Origin of the sequence: Chitinophaga filiformis, from assembly GCF_021646545.1 — a bacterium.
Taxonomy (GTDB): domain Bacteria; phylum Bacteroidota; class Bacteroidia; order Chitinophagales; family Chitinophagaceae; genus Chitinophaga; species Chitinophaga filiformis_A.
Window position 1 is genome coordinate 55,772 of the sequence record NZ_JAKIRP010000011.1, and the last position, 17,841, is coordinate 73,612.

10 protein-coding genes are annotated in these 17,841 nt (G+C 48.5%); 6 read left to right on the forward strand and 4 right to left on the reverse strand.

Annotated features, from left to right (window positions below; translation table 11 throughout):
• Window positions 1-23: 23 nt before the first annotated feature.
• Together clpB and L3C95_RS23310 are read left to right on the forward strand one after the other, a co-directional pair.
• Window positions 24-2,648, forward strand: a complete 2,625-nt coding sequence (gene clpB / locus L3C95_RS23305) for an ATP-dependent chaperone ClpB (RefSeq protein WP_236391191.1) — start codon at window positions 24-26, stop codon at window positions 2,646-2,648.
• Between the two features lie 197 nt (window positions 2,649-2,845).
• Window positions 2,846-3,325: a nucleoside deaminase gene (locus tag L3C95_RS23310; protein ID WP_236391193.1), complete on the forward strand. Its 480-nt coding sequence runs from the start codon at window positions 2,846-2,848 to the stop codon at window positions 3,323-3,325.
• A gap of 60 nt (window positions 3,326-3,385) precedes the next feature.
• Here L3C95_RS23310 and L3C95_RS23315 read toward each other — a convergent pair whose 3' ends face one another.
• From L3C95_RS23315 to L3C95_RS23325, 3 genes are all read right to left on the reverse strand, one after another.
• Complete coding sequence (locus L3C95_RS23315) at window positions 3,386-3,565, reverse strand: hypothetical protein (RefSeq protein ID WP_236391195.1); 180 nt, start codon at window positions 3,563-3,565, stop codon at window positions 3,386-3,388.
• A gap of 137 nt (window positions 3,566-3,702) precedes the next feature.
• Window positions 3,703-5,934 carry an ATP-binding protein gene (locus L3C95_RS23320; protein ID WP_236391197.1) on the reverse strand — a complete coding sequence of 744 codons (2,232 nt, stop codon included), beginning with the start codon at window positions 5,932-5,934 and terminating at the stop codon, window positions 3,703-3,705.
• 400 nt (window positions 5,935-6,334) lie between these two features.
• The gene (locus L3C95_RS23325) at window positions 6,335-6,541 is read right to left on the reverse strand and encodes a hypothetical protein (RefSeq protein ID WP_236391199.1); all 207 of its coding nucleotides are present in this window, start codon (window positions 6,539-6,541) and stop codon (window positions 6,335-6,337) included.
• Between the two features lie 329 nt (window positions 6,542-6,870).
• Here L3C95_RS23325 and L3C95_RS23330 point away from each other — a divergent pair, with 329 nt between their 5' ends.
• On the forward strand, window positions 6,871-9,090 hold the full coding sequence (locus tag L3C95_RS23330; RefSeq protein WP_236391201.1) for a transferrin receptor-like dimerization domain-containing protein: 2,220 nt from the start codon (window positions 6,871-6,873) through the stop codon (window positions 9,088-9,090).
• 1,251 nt (window positions 9,091-10,341) lie between these two features.
• On the opposite strand, the gene L3C95_RS23335 is transcribed toward L3C95_RS23330, so the two are convergent.
• Window positions 10,342-11,037 carry a LytR/AlgR family response regulator transcription factor gene (locus L3C95_RS23335; RefSeq protein ID WP_236391203.1) on the reverse strand — a complete coding sequence of 232 codons (696 nt, stop codon included), beginning with the start codon at window positions 11,035-11,037 and terminating at the stop codon, window positions 10,342-10,344.
• 588 nt (window positions 11,038-11,625) lie between these two features.
• Here L3C95_RS23335 and L3C95_RS23340 point away from each other — a divergent pair.
• Genes L3C95_RS23340 through L3C95_RS23350 form a run of 3 tightly spaced genes read left to right on the forward strand, consistent with a single transcriptional unit; the run spans window position 11,626 to window position 17,355 of the window.
• A complete protein-coding gene (locus L3C95_RS23340) occupies window positions 11,626-13,047 on the forward strand; it encodes a TolC family protein (RefSeq protein WP_236391205.1) in 1,422 nt (473 codons plus the stop codon).
• An 18-nt stretch (window positions 13,048-13,065) separates the two neighbouring features.
• On the forward strand, window positions 13,066-16,254 hold the full coding sequence (locus L3C95_RS23345; protein WP_236391207.1) for an efflux RND transporter permease subunit: 3,189 nt from the start codon (window positions 13,066-13,068) through the stop codon (window positions 16,252-16,254).
• A gap of 9 nt (window positions 16,255-16,263) precedes the next feature.
• Window positions 16,264-17,355: an efflux RND transporter periplasmic adaptor subunit gene (locus tag L3C95_RS23350; RefSeq protein ID WP_236391209.1), complete on the forward strand. Its 1,092-nt coding sequence runs from the start codon at window positions 16,264-16,266 to the stop codon at window positions 17,353-17,355.
• Window positions 17,356-17,841: the final 486 nt, after the last annotated feature.

A 17,841-nucleotide genomic window follows, 5' to 3' on the forward strand; every position in this document is an offset into this window, starting at 1 on the left:
TTAAAAGGAGAAAACTAACTGTTATGAATTTGAATAACTTCACAATTAAATCACAGGAGATACTGCAACAGGCGCAGCAATTAGCCTTTAATGGACAACAACAGGCCATTGAGACGGGGCATTTGCTGAAGGCCCTGCTCGATGATCAGGAGAGTGCTATAGACTATCTTTTAAAGAAAAACAATGTAAACACTAACTTCCTGTCGTCAAGACTGGATGACCAAATAAAGAAATATGCCCGCGTTTCCGGGGGCGAAGGCGGACAGGTACTCAGCCGCGATGCCAACAATGCCATGCTGAGAGCTGGCGCCAGTATCAAGGAATTTAAGGATGAATTTGTCAGTGTAGAACACCTGCTGCTGGGCTTACTCGGTGGTAGCGATGATACTGCCAAACTGCTGAAAGATGCCGGTCTCGCCGAAAAAGGATTAAAGGCCGCCATCCTTGAACTACGCAAGGGTAGCACAGTGAACTCGCAAACAGCTGATACCCAATACAATTCCCTGCAGAAGTATGCTAAGAACCTCAACGAGCTGGCTAGGGCCGGTAAACTGGACCCTGTGATCGGCCGCGATGAGGAGATCCGGAGAACGCTGCATATCCTTTCCCGCCGTTCCAAAAACAACCCGATCCTTGTAGGTGAACCAGGTGTGGGTAAAACGGCTATCGTGGAAGGACTGGCACACCGTATCATTAACGGAGACGTTCCTGAGAACCTGAAAAGCAAGACCATCTATGCACTGGACATGGGTGCATTAATGGCAGGTGCGAAGTACAGGGGGGAATTCGAAGAAAGACTGAAAGCGGTGATCAAGGAAGTGACTGAAAGTGAGGGACAACTGATCCTCTTCATAGACGAGATCCATACGCTGGTTGGTGCAGGTGCCATGGAAGGCGCTATGGACGCTGCCAACATACTGAAGCCAGCCCTGGCCCGTGGTGAGCTCCGTGCCATCGGTGCTACTACGCTGAATGAATACCAGAAATATTTTGAGAAGGACAAAGCACTGGAACGCCGTTTCCAGAAGGTAATGGTAGACGAGCCTACCGTGGAAGATGCTATATCCATCCTCCGCGGTCTGAAGGAGCGTTATGAAAGCCATCACCATGTACTGATAAAAGACGAAGCGATCATTGCAGCGGTGGAATTGTCAAACCGCTACATTACCGACCGTTTCCTGCCCGATAAGGCCATCGACCTGATAGATGAAAGCGCGGCCAAACTCCGCCTGGAAATGAACTCGATGCCGGAAGAACTGGACGAACTGGAACGGCGTATCAGACAGTTGGAAATAGAAAGAGAGGCGATTAAACGCGAGAATGACGAAGACAAACTGCGCGAACTGAATGAAGAGATAGCCCGGCTGGGTGAACAGCGCAGCACATTTAAAGCGAAATGGCAGGCGGAAAAGGAAATTGTAGATAAACTGCAGAATGCCAAAGGTGCCATAGAAAACCTGAAACTGGAAGCTGAACAGGCTGAACGTAACGGGGAATATGGCAGGGTGGCAGAGATCCGCTACGGAAAGGTCAAAGAACAGGAAGAATTGATCACCCGTTACACAGCGGAACTGAATATCATATCATCCGACCATAAAAGGTTGCTGAAAGAAGAGGTAGACGCGGAAGATATTGCGGAAAACGTTGCCAAGGCAACCGGTATCCCGGTATCAAGAATGATGCAGAGCGAAAGAGATAAACTGCTTCGCCTGGAAGACGAACTGCATAGGAGAGTGGTAGGACAGGAAGAAGCGATTATCGCTGTATCTGATGCTATCCGCAGAAGCCGGGCCGGTTTACAGGACCCTAAACGTCCGATCGGTTCCTTCATATTCCTGGGTACCACCGGTGTTGGTAAAACCGAACTGGCAAAGGCACTGGCAGAATACCTGTTTGACGACGATTCTATGATGACGCGCATCGATATGAGCGAATACCAGGAGAAACATGCCGTGAGCCGTCTGATAGGTGCACCTCCCGGATATGTAGGTTATGATGAAGGCGGACAGCTGACCGAAGCAGTAAGGCGTAAACCTTATTCCGTGGTGCTGCTGGATGAGATAGAAAAAGCGCATCCGGATACTTTTAACATTCTGTTACAGGTACTGGACGACGGGCGCCTGACAGACAATAAAGGCCGCGTGGTGAACTTCAAGAACACCATTATCATTATGACCAGCAACATGGGTAGCCAGATTATCCAGGAGAATTTTGAAAGGATAGATGAAAAGAACCGTGAGGATGTCGTGGATGCTACCAAGGCGGAGGTGATGGGGCTTTTGAAAGAGACTATCCGGCCGGAATTCCTCAACCGCATAGACGAGGTGATTATGTTCCAGCCATTATTGCGTAAAGAAATTAAGGGAATAATTAACATCCAGTTACAGCAGTTAAAGGACCTGGTTGCACAAAATGGCATGATATTGGAATTCTCTGATTATGCGATGGAGTATCTTGCCACCCAGGGTTACGACCCGCAATTCGGGGCAAGACCGCTGAAACGATTAATACAGAAAGAGATCATCAACCTGCTGAGTAAAAAGATCCTGGCAGGAGATATTGATAAAAGCAAACCGGTATTGATAGATGTATTTGATGGAGTTGTGGTTGTCAGGAACAATAACAATCATCATACCGTGAATGCATAAGCGCATAGAAACATCTTATATTCAAATACGACGATATACAGTTACGAATACCCGGATAATTCTTTATCCGGGTTTTTTTATGCTGTAAGGGAGGCGCGTCATTTTTGCGTATTTTTGGGAACGAAGTCAGGAATTCATTCCGTTGGGTACCAATACCGTCAGCGGATTGTTTAAATACATCAAACGACAAGTATCTTATGATCGGAGAACGAGAAAAGCGGTTTATGCAGATAGCAGTAGATCTTTCCCGGCAGGGCATGGAGAACGGAGAAGGCGGCCCTTTCGGGGCGATCGTGGTGAGGGGGGAAGAGATCGTTGGCCGGGGCTGGAACCAGGTATTATCCCACAATGATCCTACCGCCCACGCCGAAGTAATGGCCATCCGGGATGCCTGCACCCGTTTAGGCACTTTCCAGCTGCATGACTGTGAGATCTATACTTCCTGTGAACCTTGCCCTATGTGCCTGGGCGCTATTTACTGGGCCAGGCCGCAACGCGTTTATTTTGCCAATACCAAAGACGATGCAGCCGCGATTGATTTTGATGACTCGTTCATTTACCAGGAGATCGGGGTGCCACATGAACATAAGAAGATCCCGTTTATTGCTTTTCCGTCTGAGGCTGCTTTAGGCGTGTTTAAGGACTGGCAGATAAAAGGGGATAAGACTTTGTACTAAAAAAAGAGCTGACCCGAAGGCCAGCCCCTTTTAAAAATCTCTTTCGTTTGCGCATGAAGACTATTGAGCTTTAGGAGCTACTTTTTTATGCCCTTTGTGAGCTTTAGCTGTGTCAGCAGCAGGTTTTTCTGTCTTTGCCTTTTCTTTCTTAGCAGGTTTCTGTGCAGGTGCCTGCGCGAAAACTACAGCACTAACGCTCATAAATACTGCAGCTACAATAAGACTTTTCTTGATGTTCATGATAATAGTTTTTTTGATAGAGAGATGAATTATTTCTAATTGCTGATGTAAAGGTACGGCCGCAATTGGCGGCTAAACCGGCGGTTTCGGTGAAAAGGGGTTAACTGTCGTTGAAAAAGGCAAAGGTGAAGGCCGGGTTATAAGAGCAGTTTCAGTGTCTCTTCTAAGGCTTTTATACACAAGGTTTTAAGTGCATTATATTGCGCTGTCACGAAGGCTTCATCGTATTTGTCATCCAGCTTTTCAAGCGTTTCCAGTATAGGGTATAACCTTGTTTCCAATCCTATAAAAGATATAGTCGTTTTGAGATTATGAGCCGTGCTACGTATAGCGGTTACCGATCCCTCATCGATCGCTTTTTTAAGCTGTGAAAGGTCGTCGGGCAACTGTGTAACGAACTGCTGCAGCATGTTCTGTTCGAATACTTTATCGCCCATCGATAGCTGGTGCAGGTATTCCAGCTGTATCAGCGGCGTTTCCTGTTCTACCGTTTGACCGTTGCTGTTACCATTGTTGAAAGTGTTATGTCCATTATGACGCGCATATAATTCCGGCGTGCTGCTCTTACCGGTAAAGACCTGTATCATACGGTAAAGTTCTCCTTCACGTATAGGTTTTGCCAGATATTCATTCATGCCCGCCTGCAGGCATTTTTCCCTTTCTCCCAACATGGCGTGGGCAGTCATAGCGATAATGGGAATATTAGATTGCAATTCCTCTCTTATCTTTCTAGTGGCCGTATAACCGTCCATCTCCGGCATCTGAAGGTCCATCAGCACCAAGTCAAAATGCTGCCTGGAAAGGGCAGATAATGCTTCCTGACCGTTATTCACCAACTGATAATGCAACTGCCGGTTGCCCAGTAAGTGGCGCAGCAGGTTCTGGTTCATCTTATTATCCTCCGCTACCAGCAACCGTATATCAGGCTGCTGTGGCAGGGCAAAATTGTCCTGCGAATAATTATAGTTCTCGCCGCTGTCGGGTAATAGTTCTCCTAATGTGTAAGGCAGTTCCACTTTAAATGTGCTGCCATTCCCCGGCTCACTTTCAACGGTGATGCTGCCGTGTTGTAATTCCACCAGTTGTCTTACGATGGTCAGTCCCAGGCCTGTTCCGCCGAATTTACGCGTAATGTCGGCTTCTGCCTGGTTGAACCGGTCGAAGATAGAAGACAGCTTATCGGCGGAGATACCGATGCCCGTATCGCTGACGGTGAATAACAGTCTTACCCCATTGTCTGCTGCTACCTTGCTTACCTCCACCTCTACTTTGCCCTGAGGCGTAAATTTAATTGCGTTGTTGATCAGGTTCACGAGCACCTGTGTCAGGCGCATGACATCTCCGAAGAGAATGTCAGGTACGGCAGCATCTATACTGAAGGATAATTCCAGTTTCTTTTCCAGCGCTTTGGGTTGGAACATCAGTTCCAGGGAATGCAGCATACCGCGTAAACTGAAGGATACGGGTTCGAGCCGCATCATGCCTGACTCTATTTTAGAGATGTCGAGTATATCGTTGATGATATCCAGCAGATTCTCCCCGGCGTGCTGTATGGCACTGACGTACTCTTTGGACTTTTCATTCATCGGCTGCTGTTGCAGCAGGTGAGTGAAGCCCAGTACCGCATTCATAGGCGTTCTTATTTCATGGCTCATATTGGCCAGGAACTGATCTTTGACGACTGTCAGCTTCTTTTCTTTCTGCCGCGATCTGTCGAGTGCGTCGATCAGGTGTTCCTGCTTGTAGATCCTGCTGGTGATATATAGAAACGATAAGAGGCTGGAGAGGCAGGCGAAGAACAGCATGATCGTTCCCCAGTTCAGGGCTTTTTGTCCGCTGGTATCGATCATGTGCGTCGTGTGATTGACTTCTGTTTGCCGGGTGCTGTCGAGCGCATGAAGGATCAGGGTGATGGCGTCACCCAAACGTTTTCCCTTCTGTGCGTTGATGATCCTCTCTGCGGGCCATTTACCTTTCGTGTAAAAGGTGTCGAGTATGGCGATGTTCAGCTGATTCTTTTCTTCTACGAGATAATTGAGCTGGGTCAGTAATTTCTCTGTACTATCGTTGCTTATGAGCTTATTAATTTCCCGGAGATCCGCTTTGATCAGGGCCACTTCTGCTTCTATACCGGTGATATTCAGTGTATCCTGAGAGATCACTGCGCCACGTACTTTACTATCTGTTTTGGCTATACTGGTTTGCAGCTTTTGCAGTTCATTTTTGACATTCAGTTCGTCGAGCAGTTTTTCGTTGCCGGAAATAAGTTTACGTATATTCTGAGCTGAGTTAAATTGCAGCACGATGAATAGTACCAGTCCCAGTATGAACAGGCCTAGCAGGTAATATTTGATCAGCTTCGGCTGCATTTTTTCGGAGAATATTTGGTTTAAAATTACGAATGTATTTCGTTATGTCTGTAATGGTTTTTGTCTGCAGTGGTTCCATGCGATTGTTGTTCCAGGTGCAGATAGCGGGCTGTCTCTCTTTTTTCCGGAATTTTGTTTCTGGCACTATCAGGTCCTTACCTCCGGCAACACGAATGACGAATCACGAATACTTTCTATTCGTCACCCGTCATTCATTGTTGATAAACCCAAATCTTATTTAGACAAGCCTATCGTCCACATGCTCTTCATCGCTCTTCATGGCCATTTATGCGTTCATTTGGTGCCTGCTGTTTGTGTGCTGTCCGTTTTGTACTTTGCTTGTTATATTTCGATATTATGTTCTTTCAGCACCTCCTGAACCGCATAATCTATTGATCCTTTATTTAGCAGCTTTCTTCACATGATGTTTCTTGTGAGCTTTGTGCGCCTGTGGGGTAGTCGTAGCTTTAGGTTTCTCCTGTTGTTTGGCATTTACAGTTGTGGTTTTGGCAGTTGCTGCTTTAGCTGTATGTACAGGAGCAGCAGCGAAAGTGGCGGTACCTGCGAATATCAGGGCAGCGGCCATCAGTGTTCCTAGCTTTTTCATGACTTTTGTTTTTATTTGATGATTAATTTGTTTAACAGATTGTCTGCTTTCGTTTATGCTTTCTTTTTTGCCCAGTTGCTTTATTCAACTGTTGTATTGATTTGTTGACTCAAAGATACATGGCATGTGAAGGGGGGTGGGGCGCAAATTGTTTAACAGGCATCAGCCGTCGTTGGAAAAGGAACAACTGTCGACGGGATATATTATATTTGTTCGCCACCGCCATCAAGAGAGCAGATACATCATTAGTACGGGCTTGACTTGCACCCGTTTTATGCAGGTATCATACAGTCAATAGTAATATCAACCAAAATAAACCCTCATTTTGCATGAATTCAAAGAAGATCACTTCCGGTATTGCCCTCATTCTGACGCTGCAAGGCGCATATGCCCAGCAGAAACTGAGTGGTTTCTATGGTGAGCACGCCCAACAGCATCAACAGCTCGAAGCTAATTTCGACAAGGAACTGAGTGCCGCTGCTATTGGGAACAATATCAAGACGCTGTCTGCACAGCAACACTACCTAGGTATGCCGAGGGATAAGTGGGTGGCAGAGAATATCCTGCAGCAATTCAAAAGTTATGGCTGGGATGCCAGGATAGAGACCTACCAGGTGCTTTTTCCCACGCCTAAAACCCGGGTGCTGGAGGCTGGTTACCCGGAGAACTATAAGGCTGTACTCAAAGAACCTGCTCTTAAGGAAGATCCCAGTACTGGTCAGCCGGATGAACTGGCTACTTACAATGCCTGGAGCGCCGATGGCGATGTGACGGGAGAGCTGGTGTTTGTCAATTATGGCCTGCCGGAGGACTATGAATACCTGGAAAGGCTGGGCATCAGCGTAAAGGGTAAGATCGTGATCGCGAAATATGGCCGTTCCTGGAGAGGCATCAAGCCGAAAGTAGCGCAGGAACATGGCGCTATCGGGACCCTTATCTATTCCGACCCTAAAGATGACGGCTACTACCAGGGGGATGTGTATCCGAAAGGGCCCTATAAAAGCGAATACGGGGTGCAAAGAGGCTCTGTTATGGATATGGTGATCTATCCCGGCGATCCGCTCACGCCGGGCGTAGGTGCGACGGAAAATGCGAAAAGGCTGGAACGCGCTGAAGCTACCAATTTGTTGAAGATCCCCGTATTACCGATCAGCTATCACGATGCAGCGCCTTTACTGGCAGCATTGGAGGGCCCTGTAGCGCCTGAGAATTGGAGAGGCGCCCTGCCGTTTACCTATCATATCGGGCCGGGCAAGACCAAAGTGCACCTGAAACTGGAATTTGACTGGAAGATGGTGCCTGCTTATAACGTCATTGCCTTTATGAAAGGAAGTCAGCTGCCTGACCAGTGGGTCATCAGAGGTAACCACCATGATGCCTGGGTGTATGGCGCTGCTGACCCTGTCAGCGGACTGGCTGCGCTGCTGGAAGAGGCCAAAGCCATCGGTATACTGGCGAAGAAAGGTTATAAGCCAAAAAGGACACTGGTGTATGCTGCCTGGGATGGTGAGGAGCCCGGATTGCTGGGTTCTACGGAATGGGTGGAAACACATGCGGCTGAACTACAACAAAAAGCAGTGGCTTATATCAATTCAGATGGCAATAGCCGTGGGTTCCTTGGTATAGGTGGTTCACATGCACTGGAACCGTTTGCGGGGGAAATTGCCAAGGGCATTACCGATCCGCAGACCAAAGTATCTGTCTTCGAAAGAAAGCAGGCGGCCGATATCGTATCTGCGGCGACTATAAAAGCTAAAAAGGACTTGCTGGCAAAGAAAGACATGACTATCAGCGCGCTGGGTTCAGGTTCGGACTATTCTTCGTTCCTGCAACACCTTGGCATTCCTTCCCTGAACGTCGGTTTTGGTGGGGAAGGCGCTGGCGGGGAATATCATTCCATCTACGACACATACGAGAACTATTCCCGTTTTAAAGATCCCGGTTTTGAATATGGGGTAGCATTGTCCAAGTTTGGCGGTCATGCGGCCCTGCGACTGGCAGATGCTGATGTATTGCCATTTGACTTCCGCAGTCTTTCCAAAACTATCAACGGATATACGACGGAACTGATCTCACTGGCAGAGCAGATGAGGGAATCTACCGCCGTGGAGAACCAGATCATCAACAATAATGCTTATCAGCTGGCAGGTGATGCCAGTAAGCCTATCAAGGCCCCGGGTGTAAAATCGGAGGTGCCGTATCTTGATTTCGCTAAACTGCAGAATGCAGTGGTAGCTTTGGATAAGGCTACGCAGCAATTGCAGGAGGCGAGAACAAAAACGCCCCTTCCTGCTGCAAAAGCAGATAGTTTGAATAAGACGCTTTATCAGGCGGAACAGCAACTGCTGTATGATAAAGGGTTGCCGAACAGGGCGTGGTATAAGCATACAGTGTATGCTCCCGGATTTTATACGGGTTATGGCGTGAAGACATTACCAGGTATCCGTGAGGCGATCGAGCAGAGGAGATGGCAGGAAGCGGACGAGCAGATCGCTATTGCGGCGGCGGCTGTGAACCGCTTGGCGGCGTATCTGCAACAGGCTAAATAGCTTTGGTCTTGGGCGTTGCTGCTAATTTACGCTAAGTAGCTTCGGTTTCAGTACCTGGCTGTTGTTGATTATTCACGCTAAGTAGCTTCAGTTTCAGTACCTGGATGTTGTTAATTATTCACGCTAAGTAGCTTCGGTTTCAGTATGGGATGTCGGTCGGCGCCTCTCTGGAATGCTATTGGGCGTTGTCAAGCGAATAGAAGCTGGGATATCGATCTGACTGCACCGGTCGTATCGCCGGAGAGCCGAAGGCCCGCCATTCCCATCTGAAACCGGTGCTACTTATGCGGGTCCTGCTGGAATATTTGCCTCCGGGAATAATGGAGGGAAAATTTCCTCCTGCAGACTATTGTAAAGCTTTCGGTGGTGAGACATTGTAAAGCTTATTTGGCACACCTGTAAAGTGCACAGTGAAATTATACTCATTTGTAAAGTCAATTCTGAACGTGTAAATAAAACTGTAAAGTTTTGTATACTGAGACACTTAATGCTGTATGCTTTTTTGTTCGATTGACATTCCCTACCAATGGCTTACCAATCCGGTACCAACGGTGTACCAATAGCTTTAACTTATGTTCATCCTACGTCTTGAACGTAAGATGAACATAAGATGAGGCCATTGGTACACCGTTGGTACCGGATTGGTACCGGAGTGGATCAAGTGCCTTTCATGTACTTGAGATATAGTCGATGTTCGGTCAACCCAGGCTCATCCTCCCTTAATCTTCCGTTCCGGAACGGAAGATTAAGGGAGGATGAGCCTGGGTTGACGCCAGGTTGACCGAATCTTACCCCTGTTTTTTGACTGAGACATGCTTATGAATCACTGGTTTTAGTATCGCTTTGATACCGCTTTGATACCGCTAATCCTACGTTAATCCTACGTTCATGAACGTAAGATTAACGTAGGATTAGCGGTATCAAAGCGGTATCAAGACGGGATCAGGTTGCCCAATGAAAAACCGGATTGCGTTTAACTGGTTATTTAGGCGCAACTCTTTTAAGTAATTGGAAATAAATAAATTGTGGAGGATTTGGCGACTCAGAAATGCGTATTTTCCGCATGACTTTTCTACTTAGCTTTGTGATGTAATCTAAAAAGCCGGCAAATTCTTATCACTGCCGTTTGTATTTATCCGGTATGCTTTAGAAAAATCTGCGCCATCTGCGCGTCTGAATAAATATCGTGTTTCGTTACTGAGGCGGCGGCTTAGCAGCTCCTGTACTACTAAGCGGAATACGGGAAAGAGATCATAGTAAGTTCAAGCGGCTGTTGAGTGCTGCACGATAAGCATCTGCTACGGGGACAGAATTTTTTGCTATCACGATCGCCCCATCCTGGATAGCGTCGATCTTGTCCAGGGCAACAATGTAAGAGCGGTGTACACGCATGAACTTTGTATCCGGCAACCTTTCTTCTATGGCTTTGAGGGTAGAATGAACTGCATGGAATTTCTGAGGGGTATGGAGTTTGACATAGTCGCCCATTGCTTCCAGGTAAAGGATGTCATCCAGCTTAATGCGCTTCAGCATACCGCTGTCCCTGATAAAGACAAACTCGTTGTCGGTATCGTGCAATTCACGGGAAGTGGCCTGTTGCACCTCTTTAGCTCTTTCAATGGCCTGCAGAAAACGGGCAGGAGTGACAGGTTTGATGAGATAATCTGCTACATGCAGTTCAAAGGCCTCTACTGCATAGTCTTTCTTGGCAGTGGTAAAGATAATAATAGGGCCCTTTTTCCCGATATTACGTGTCAGTTCGATACCATTCATACCGGGCATTTCAATGTCCAGGAGCAACAGATCGATCTTCTCCTTCTGCAGGATGTTGTAAGCTTCTAATGCGCTGGCGCATTCACCAGCTACACGCAGCTGATCTACATGACTGGCGAGTTGTTTCATTGCGGTGCGCGCCAGTTTATTGTCGTCGATTATCAGGCAGTTCATACTGCAAATATACGCAAGCGCTGTACCGCGACGCAGAAACCGACATTATAATTCGCTTAAAACCTGCGGGCGGACAATGTATTATAAATTTGTTTAAATATCTTGCACGGGTATAAATGGGTCTCGACTTGAAACAGCTCAAAAGGCTTTTACTCTATATTTCATGCGTCTTATTCCTGCCGTTGCTGCAGGAAGGGATTCCATTTATTTCTTCCGGATCACAGACTGCCATACATGCGGATGATCATGATGTCGTAACTCATTCATCTAATGACCAGGTCAGGGGATCGAATGATGTTTCGTTTTCGGATACTTTTAGTTTTAAAAGCAGTGTCCGGAGATATAAGCACCGTACCAGGGCATTGAACGATTATCATGAGTTATGCCTGTTTGTGCCCAGTATCCGTATTAAAACGTGCTTCGTTTATATACCGGTTGTTTACCGCGGATACAAAAATTCCTATATCAGTGTCGCAGTTACACTCAGCGACTGGCGCGGGCCTCCTGTAGCCTGATTTCTCTACTCTTTTTCATTCATCTTATTTAATGCCGTATACACCCGTTTACGGTAACTCAACATCTGTAGTTATGAATAAAAAAATTGCTGCAGGGTTGTGGGTGATAGTATTATGCCTGGTTGGCTGCATATCGCGTGATGCGTGTGCACAGTCGGGCGGAGGGGACTTGTCCCTGCAACAGGCTATTACCCTGACCCTTCAACATTATCCATCATTAAAAGCAAAGCAGACATTATCGCGGGCCGGTGTTGCCCATACAACAGATATCAGTCATAACTGGTGGCCTTCCGTAAAGCTGGTTGAAGAAGCGACTGTTGGTACAGATAATGGCATCTATGGCTCTTATTTTCCCTTGAGCACGATCCCTTCCACATCGGGCGGCATCCGCGGGGCCAACCGTAGCGACGTTATGAGTGGCAATATTGCGCTGGCGCAGGTGCAATGGGAGGTGTACAATTTCGGCGCTTACCGTACACAAAAAGAAGAAGCGGTCCAGCAGCAGAAGGTGTTGAACCTCGATGCAGATATTACCGCCAATGATCTGATGGTGGCGGTAGTACGCGACTATCTGGGCTTATTGCAATACCGTTCACTGATGAAAATCCAGGCAGACAATATAGCCCGTACCCGATCTGTACAAAGGGCGGTGACGGCAATTGTACTTCACGGTCTGAAGCCGGGTGTAGACAGCTCGATAGCAGCGGCCGAACTATCCAAAGCAAGACTGAACTACCTCGATATACAAAACAGTTATAACAGCGTGCGCCTGCACCTCGGTATTCTAACAGGACTTGATACCAGCGCTATTCAGCCGGATACGCTTTATAACAACGGATTGCTGGCGTTGCTGACAGGATTGAACGATACGGCAACAGTAGCGAAATCGCATCCTGTATTGTTGTATTATAATGGGCTGTTGTTGCAACAGCAGAAGCATGAGCAGGTCATCCGCAGAGCTGCATTGCCCAAAATATCCGTGCTGGCTTCCGGATGGATGCGCGGTTCCAGCGGTCAGTTCAACGATATCTATAATAAGAACCTGTGGAGTGGGTTGGGATACAGTCGTTATAACTATCTGGCTGGACTGGCGTTTACCTACAATCTTGCCGATATCGGGCACACGCGTGATAAAGTGAGGGAGCAACATCTGCATACCAAAGCCGCTGCCGAACAGCTGGAGACGACACAAATTGTGTTGGATAACCAGTTGCAACAGGCCCGGCTGAATATCAGTACTTCACTCGATAAGCTGCAGGAAATGCCAGCGCAGCTGAATGCAGCGAGAGCTGCTGCCCTGCAGAAAATGGCATTGTACAAAGGGGGACTGACCAACATCATCGAGGTGACCAATGCCTTGTACCTGCTGAACAGGGCCGAGACAGATCTGATACAGACGCAAAATGCGGCATGGCAGGCGCTTTTCACCCAGGCATTCACCGCTAACAATATTCAGGAACTGGTGCAGCAGCTGGAGGCTGCCCGCAGGCAGTAATAGCAAAAAAATATCATTATGTCATTAGTCACAAGCGCACTGAAAAAGCCGTTGTCGGTGGTAGTACTTACCCTCGGCATGTTCCTGTTTTCAGTATTGGCTGTCATGAATATTCCGATAGACATCTTTCCCAAACTGAACCTGCCGACTATTTACGTCATAGAGCCCTATGGCGGTATGTCCCCGCAGCAAATGGAAGGATTCTTCGCTACCCGTTTACAGGACCAGTTCCTGTATGTGAACGGCATTAAAAACATCAGCAGCAAGAACATACAGGGGCTTACCATGATCAAGCTCTCTTTTTATGAAAATACGAATATGGCGGAGGCTTCGGCGCAGGTAGCCCTGCAGGTGAACAGAGCTATGAAGTTCTTTCCTCCGGGCGCATTGCCACCACAGGTGGTACGTTATGATGCCTCTTCATTGCCGGTGGGACAGCTGGTGTTCAGTTGTCCGAACCGTTCCCTGAAAGACATCTATGACCTGGCGAATACCCGTGTGAGGCCCATGTTCGGTTCTGTACCCGGACTGTCGGCGCCGCCGCCTTTTGGCGCGAACTCACGTTCAGTGATCGTGAATGTGGACCCTGACCGTTTGCGCAGTTACAACATGAGTGCCGATGAAGTGGTGGAGGCGATAGCTAAAAACAATGTGATGACGCCTTCAGGCAACATCCGTATCAATAATACGATGTATGTGACCACCATCAACTCGCTGGAGAAAGAAGTGAAAGATTTCGGGGATATTCCCATCACTACAAATGGCAATGCTACTGTGTTTATCAGGGATGTGGCGCGTGTGTCGGATGCGGCAGACATCACGGTAGATTATGCGCTGGTGAATGGGCGGCGATCAGTTTACATCCCTGTAGTAAAAACTGCGGATGCTTCCACCTGGGATGTAGTAAAAGAACTGAAGGCAAGATTGCCCGAGATGCAGAGCCTTCTACCGGAAGATGTGAAAGTGACCTATGAGTTTGACCAGTCCGTGTTTGTGATCAATGCAGTAAAAAGTCTGATGACGGAAGGCTTGCTGGGTGCTTTACTCACAGGGTTGATGGTGTTGTTGTTCCTGAGGGATCTCCGGAGTTGCCTGGTGGTGGTGATCACCATCCCCATCGCCATTCTGGCGGCGGTATTCGGATTAAAGCTGGCAGGGCAGACCATCAACCTGATGACATTGAGCGGGCTGGCACTGGCTATCGGGGTACTGGTAGATCAGGCTACGGTAACGATAGAGAATATTCACCAGCATCTTGAAATGGGAAAATCGAAGCGGCAGGCTATTTATGAAGCGAGTGAGGAGATCGCGTTTCCCTTACTGCTGATATTGTTGTGTATACTGGCGGTGTTTGCGCCTTCATTTATCATGACAGGTGTGCCGAAGGCGATGTTCCTGCCATTGTCCCTGTCTATCGGCTTTGCGATGATCGCGTCCTACTTCGCCGCGCAGTCGCTGGTACCCGTGCTGGCCAACTGGTGGCTGAAGGAAGGCAAGTTCAATCACGGGCTGGCATTGGATGATGAAGAAGTCGGACAGGTGCGGCATGATCAGGTCCATCATGGAAAGAAGAGTGGATTTGAGCGCTTCAAAGACCGTTTTGTATCGCTACTAGAATGGCTGGGCAAACGATCGCGCCTGGTGATAGGCGTGTACGTAATACTGGCGTTCAGCATTGCGGGAACCGCCTTTGTGATGATCGGGAAGGACCTGATGCCACATGTCAATACCGGGCAGTTTCAGCTGAGATTGAAAGAACCCGATGGGACAAGGTTGGAAAGAACAGAGGAGAAGGTACACCAGGTGCTGGCACTGATCGACAGTACGGTGAATGGGAATGTGGCGATCAGTTCCGGATATGTGGGACTGGTACCGAGCAGTTATGGTACGAGTAACCTGTACGTGTTTAATGCAGGCACGCATGAAGCCGTATTACAGGTCAATCTGAACGAGGATTACAAAGTTGACATAGAAGAGCTCAAAGATGAGTTACGCGCCCGTATTAAGGCTAAAATGCCCGAAATGCGTGTAAGCTTTGAACCGGTAGACATGACAGAAAAGATCATGGCACAGGGGGCCGCTACTCCTATTGAGGTAAGGGTGGCCGGAAAGGACATGAAGCAGATAGCCGGTTATGCGGGGGAGTTGGTCGATAAACTGAAGGACGTGGATTTTCTGCGGGATGTGCAGATTGCGCAGCCGCTGCATTACCCGGTGATCAACATCAATATAGACCGATTTAAGGTAGCGCAGATGGGGCTGAATATGTACCAGGTGGCCCGTTCGGTGACGGCATCGACATCTTCCAGCCGGTTTACCGAGAAGAATCAATGGCTGGATGAGAAGGTGGCTTATACTTACCAGGTGCAGGTACAGGTGCCGGAATATATCATGCAGACCATTAATGACCTGAAAGAGATACCGCTGGTGAAAGGCCAGCCAAGGCCTGTATTGGGAGATGTGGCCACATTCTCCAATGGCGAGATGCCGGGAGAATTTGACAGGGCAGGAACAAGGCGTTTTGTGACAGTCAGCGCCAATATTAAACACAAGGACCTGGGTGCGGCAACAAAGGCAGTGCAAACGGCCATCGATGAAATGGGAGAGCCGCCGAGAGGGTTGAAAGTGGAGCTGAAGGGAAGTTCAAGCCTGCTGGTGGATACGCTATCCAGTTTGCAGAATGGTCTGATGCTGGCTGTTGTGGTGATCTTTTTGCTGCTGGCGGCCAACTACCAGTCGTTCAGGTTGAGCTTTGTGGTGCTGGTAACAGTGCCTGCAGTAATAGCAGGAGCCTTGATCATGTTGCTGCTGACGGGTGCAACACTGAATCTGCAGTCATACATGGGCATGATCATGTCCACAGGGGTATCTGTGGCGAATGCGATCCTGATAGTGACGAATGCGGAGAAGCTACGGCTGGAATACCGCGATGCTTATAGGGCTGCCATCACCAGCGCCGGTATCCGTCTGCGGCCTATCCTGATGACCAGTCTGGCGATGATCGCGGGTATGATACCAATGGCAACCGGCTTAGGCGAATCAGGCGATCAGACGGCGCCATTAGGCCGGGCGGTGATAGGAGGCTTGATCGCGTCGACACTGGCGGCCCTGCTCATCCTGCCACTGGTATATGCTGCGATGCAGCGGAAAGCATCTTATGACGATCCGTCACTGATGCCAAAAAAAAATCAAAGGAACCTAAAATAGCGACTACTCATGTACACGTATAAGTATCTGTTCTCTATAACTCTGCTGGCAATCATATTCAGCGCCTGTTCTGAAAAGGCCCATCAAAAGAGAGACGCTGCTAAAAGTGCTAAGGACAAAAAATATGAACTGGCAACAGTTGTTCACGAACCACTTTCGTCTGATATACAATTGCCTGCTGTATTAGAGGCCTATCAGCGGGTAAGTATTTATCCACGCGTGAATGGTTTTGTAAAAGGTGTGATGGTAGACAGGGGCAGCGTGGTCCACAAAGGGGAGGTGCTGATCACGCTGGATGCGCCGGAGATCATTCAGCAGTATTTTGCTGCACAGTCGAAGTACCTGCAGGCGAGGGCAGTGTTTGCGGCATCTAAAGACAACTACGAACGTACCCTGGCGGTCAGCGAGACGCCGGGCACTATATCCGCCCATGATATAGAAGTGGCCAACGCCCGTATGGAGGCAGACAGCGCCATTATGAACAGCGAGCTGGCAAATTTCCGGGCGCTGGAGGCTACCAGGAGTTATCTGACAGTCACAGCGCCTTTTGACGGTGTGATCACCGAGCGCAACGTGCATCCCGGGGCCCTGGTAGGACCAGGAACGAAACTCGATGGCGGCGCTATGCTTATGCTGGAACAGGAAGACCGCCTGCGCCTGGTAGTGCAGGTACCTGAAGTATATAGCGCGCAGCTGTCGGCGGCAAGGCAGGTATCTTTTCACGTGAACGCCTTGCCAGGGAAAGTATTTGCTGGTGCCATCAGCCGTCAGGCAGGTTCACTGAATGACCGTTACAGGTCAGAGGCTGTGGAAGTGGATGTACAGAATACACAACATCTGTTAAAACCAGGCATGTATGCGGAGATCACTATCCCCGTTACCGGTTCGGTGCAGGCGATGGTGGTACCTGGTAGTGCCATAGTCACTTCCACAGAAAAGAAGTATGTAGTGGCAGTGAGGGATGGTCATACTCATTGGGTGGATGTGCAGGAGGGGAATCACCACAGCGATTCATCGGAAGTGTTTGGCAGCCTGATGCCGGGCGATAAGGTGATTGTGCATGCGAATGATGAGATCAAGGAAGGGATCAGGATTGATTAGATGGCAATGCGAGTATCTCAGGCATTGCGCGGAAAGCAGGGATAAGATACAATTCGAATAGAAACATGTTTCTCATGGCGGGATAACCCGGAAATGGAGGGTACAACCAGTATGGCGCGTTTCATTTCGGACGGCAATAAACCGGGAAACAAAACACCAATCAACCCCGTTAGGGGTTGTGTGTTTGTAGCGCGGGGTTTTCAACCCCGGGGATGAACGGGTTTAACCCCTGGAATGAAACCCCGGGGATGAACGGATTTAACCCCGGAATGAAACCCCGGGGATGAACGGGTTCAAGACGGGAATATAAATCGAATTGAAATGGCGTATGAACGTCCCGGCATTGGGAGACGAAGGATGAATAAATGGCAAGCTGGAATAAAAAAGAAGGCGTCTCGAACCAAAACGAGGCGCTTTCTTATTATTTACGCAGTGTATGCCCCGCGTAATATGGCAGGCAGCAGGTTGAAGCAAAAGGGGAGCCTC

Excerpts from the sequence above, each read along its gene's own strand:
- L3C95_RS23310 (WP_236391193.1), top strand. The coding sequence starts at position 2,846 with ATGATCGGAGAACGAGAAAAGCGGTTTATGCAGATAGCAGTAGATCTT.
- L3C95_RS23340 (WP_236391205.1), top strand. The coding sequence starts at position 11,626 with ATGAATAAAAAAATTGCTGCAGGGTTGTGGGTGATAGTATTATGCCTG.
- L3C95_RS23335 (WP_236391203.1), bottom strand. The coding sequence starts at position 11,037 with ATGAACTGCCTGATAATCGACGACAATAAACTGGCGCGCACCGCAATG.
- L3C95_RS23330 (WP_236391201.1), top strand. The coding sequence starts at position 6,871 with ATGAATTCAAAGAAGATCACTTCCGGTATTGCCCTCATTCTGACGCTG.
- clpB (WP_236391191.1), top strand. The coding sequence starts at position 24 with ATGAATTTGAATAACTTCACAATTAAATCACAGGAGATACTGCAACAG.
- L3C95_RS23325 (WP_236391199.1), bottom strand. The coding sequence starts at position 6,541 with ATGAAAAAGCTAGGAACACTGATGGCCGCTGCCCTGATATTCGCAGGT.
- L3C95_RS23315 (WP_236391195.1), bottom strand. The coding sequence starts at position 3,565 with ATGAACATCAAGAAAAGTCTTATTGTAGCTGCAGTATTTATGAGCGTT.
- L3C95_RS23320 (WP_236391197.1), bottom strand. The coding sequence starts at position 5,934 with ATGCAGCCGAAGCTGATCAAATATTACCTGCTAGGCCTGTTCATACTG.
- L3C95_RS23350 (WP_236391209.1), top strand. The coding sequence starts at position 16,264 with ATGTACACGTATAAGTATCTGTTCTCTATAACTCTGCTGGCAATCATA.
- L3C95_RS23345 (WP_236391207.1), top strand. The coding sequence starts at position 13,066 with ATGTCATTAGTCACAAGCGCACTGAAAAAGCCGTTGTCGGTGGTAGTA.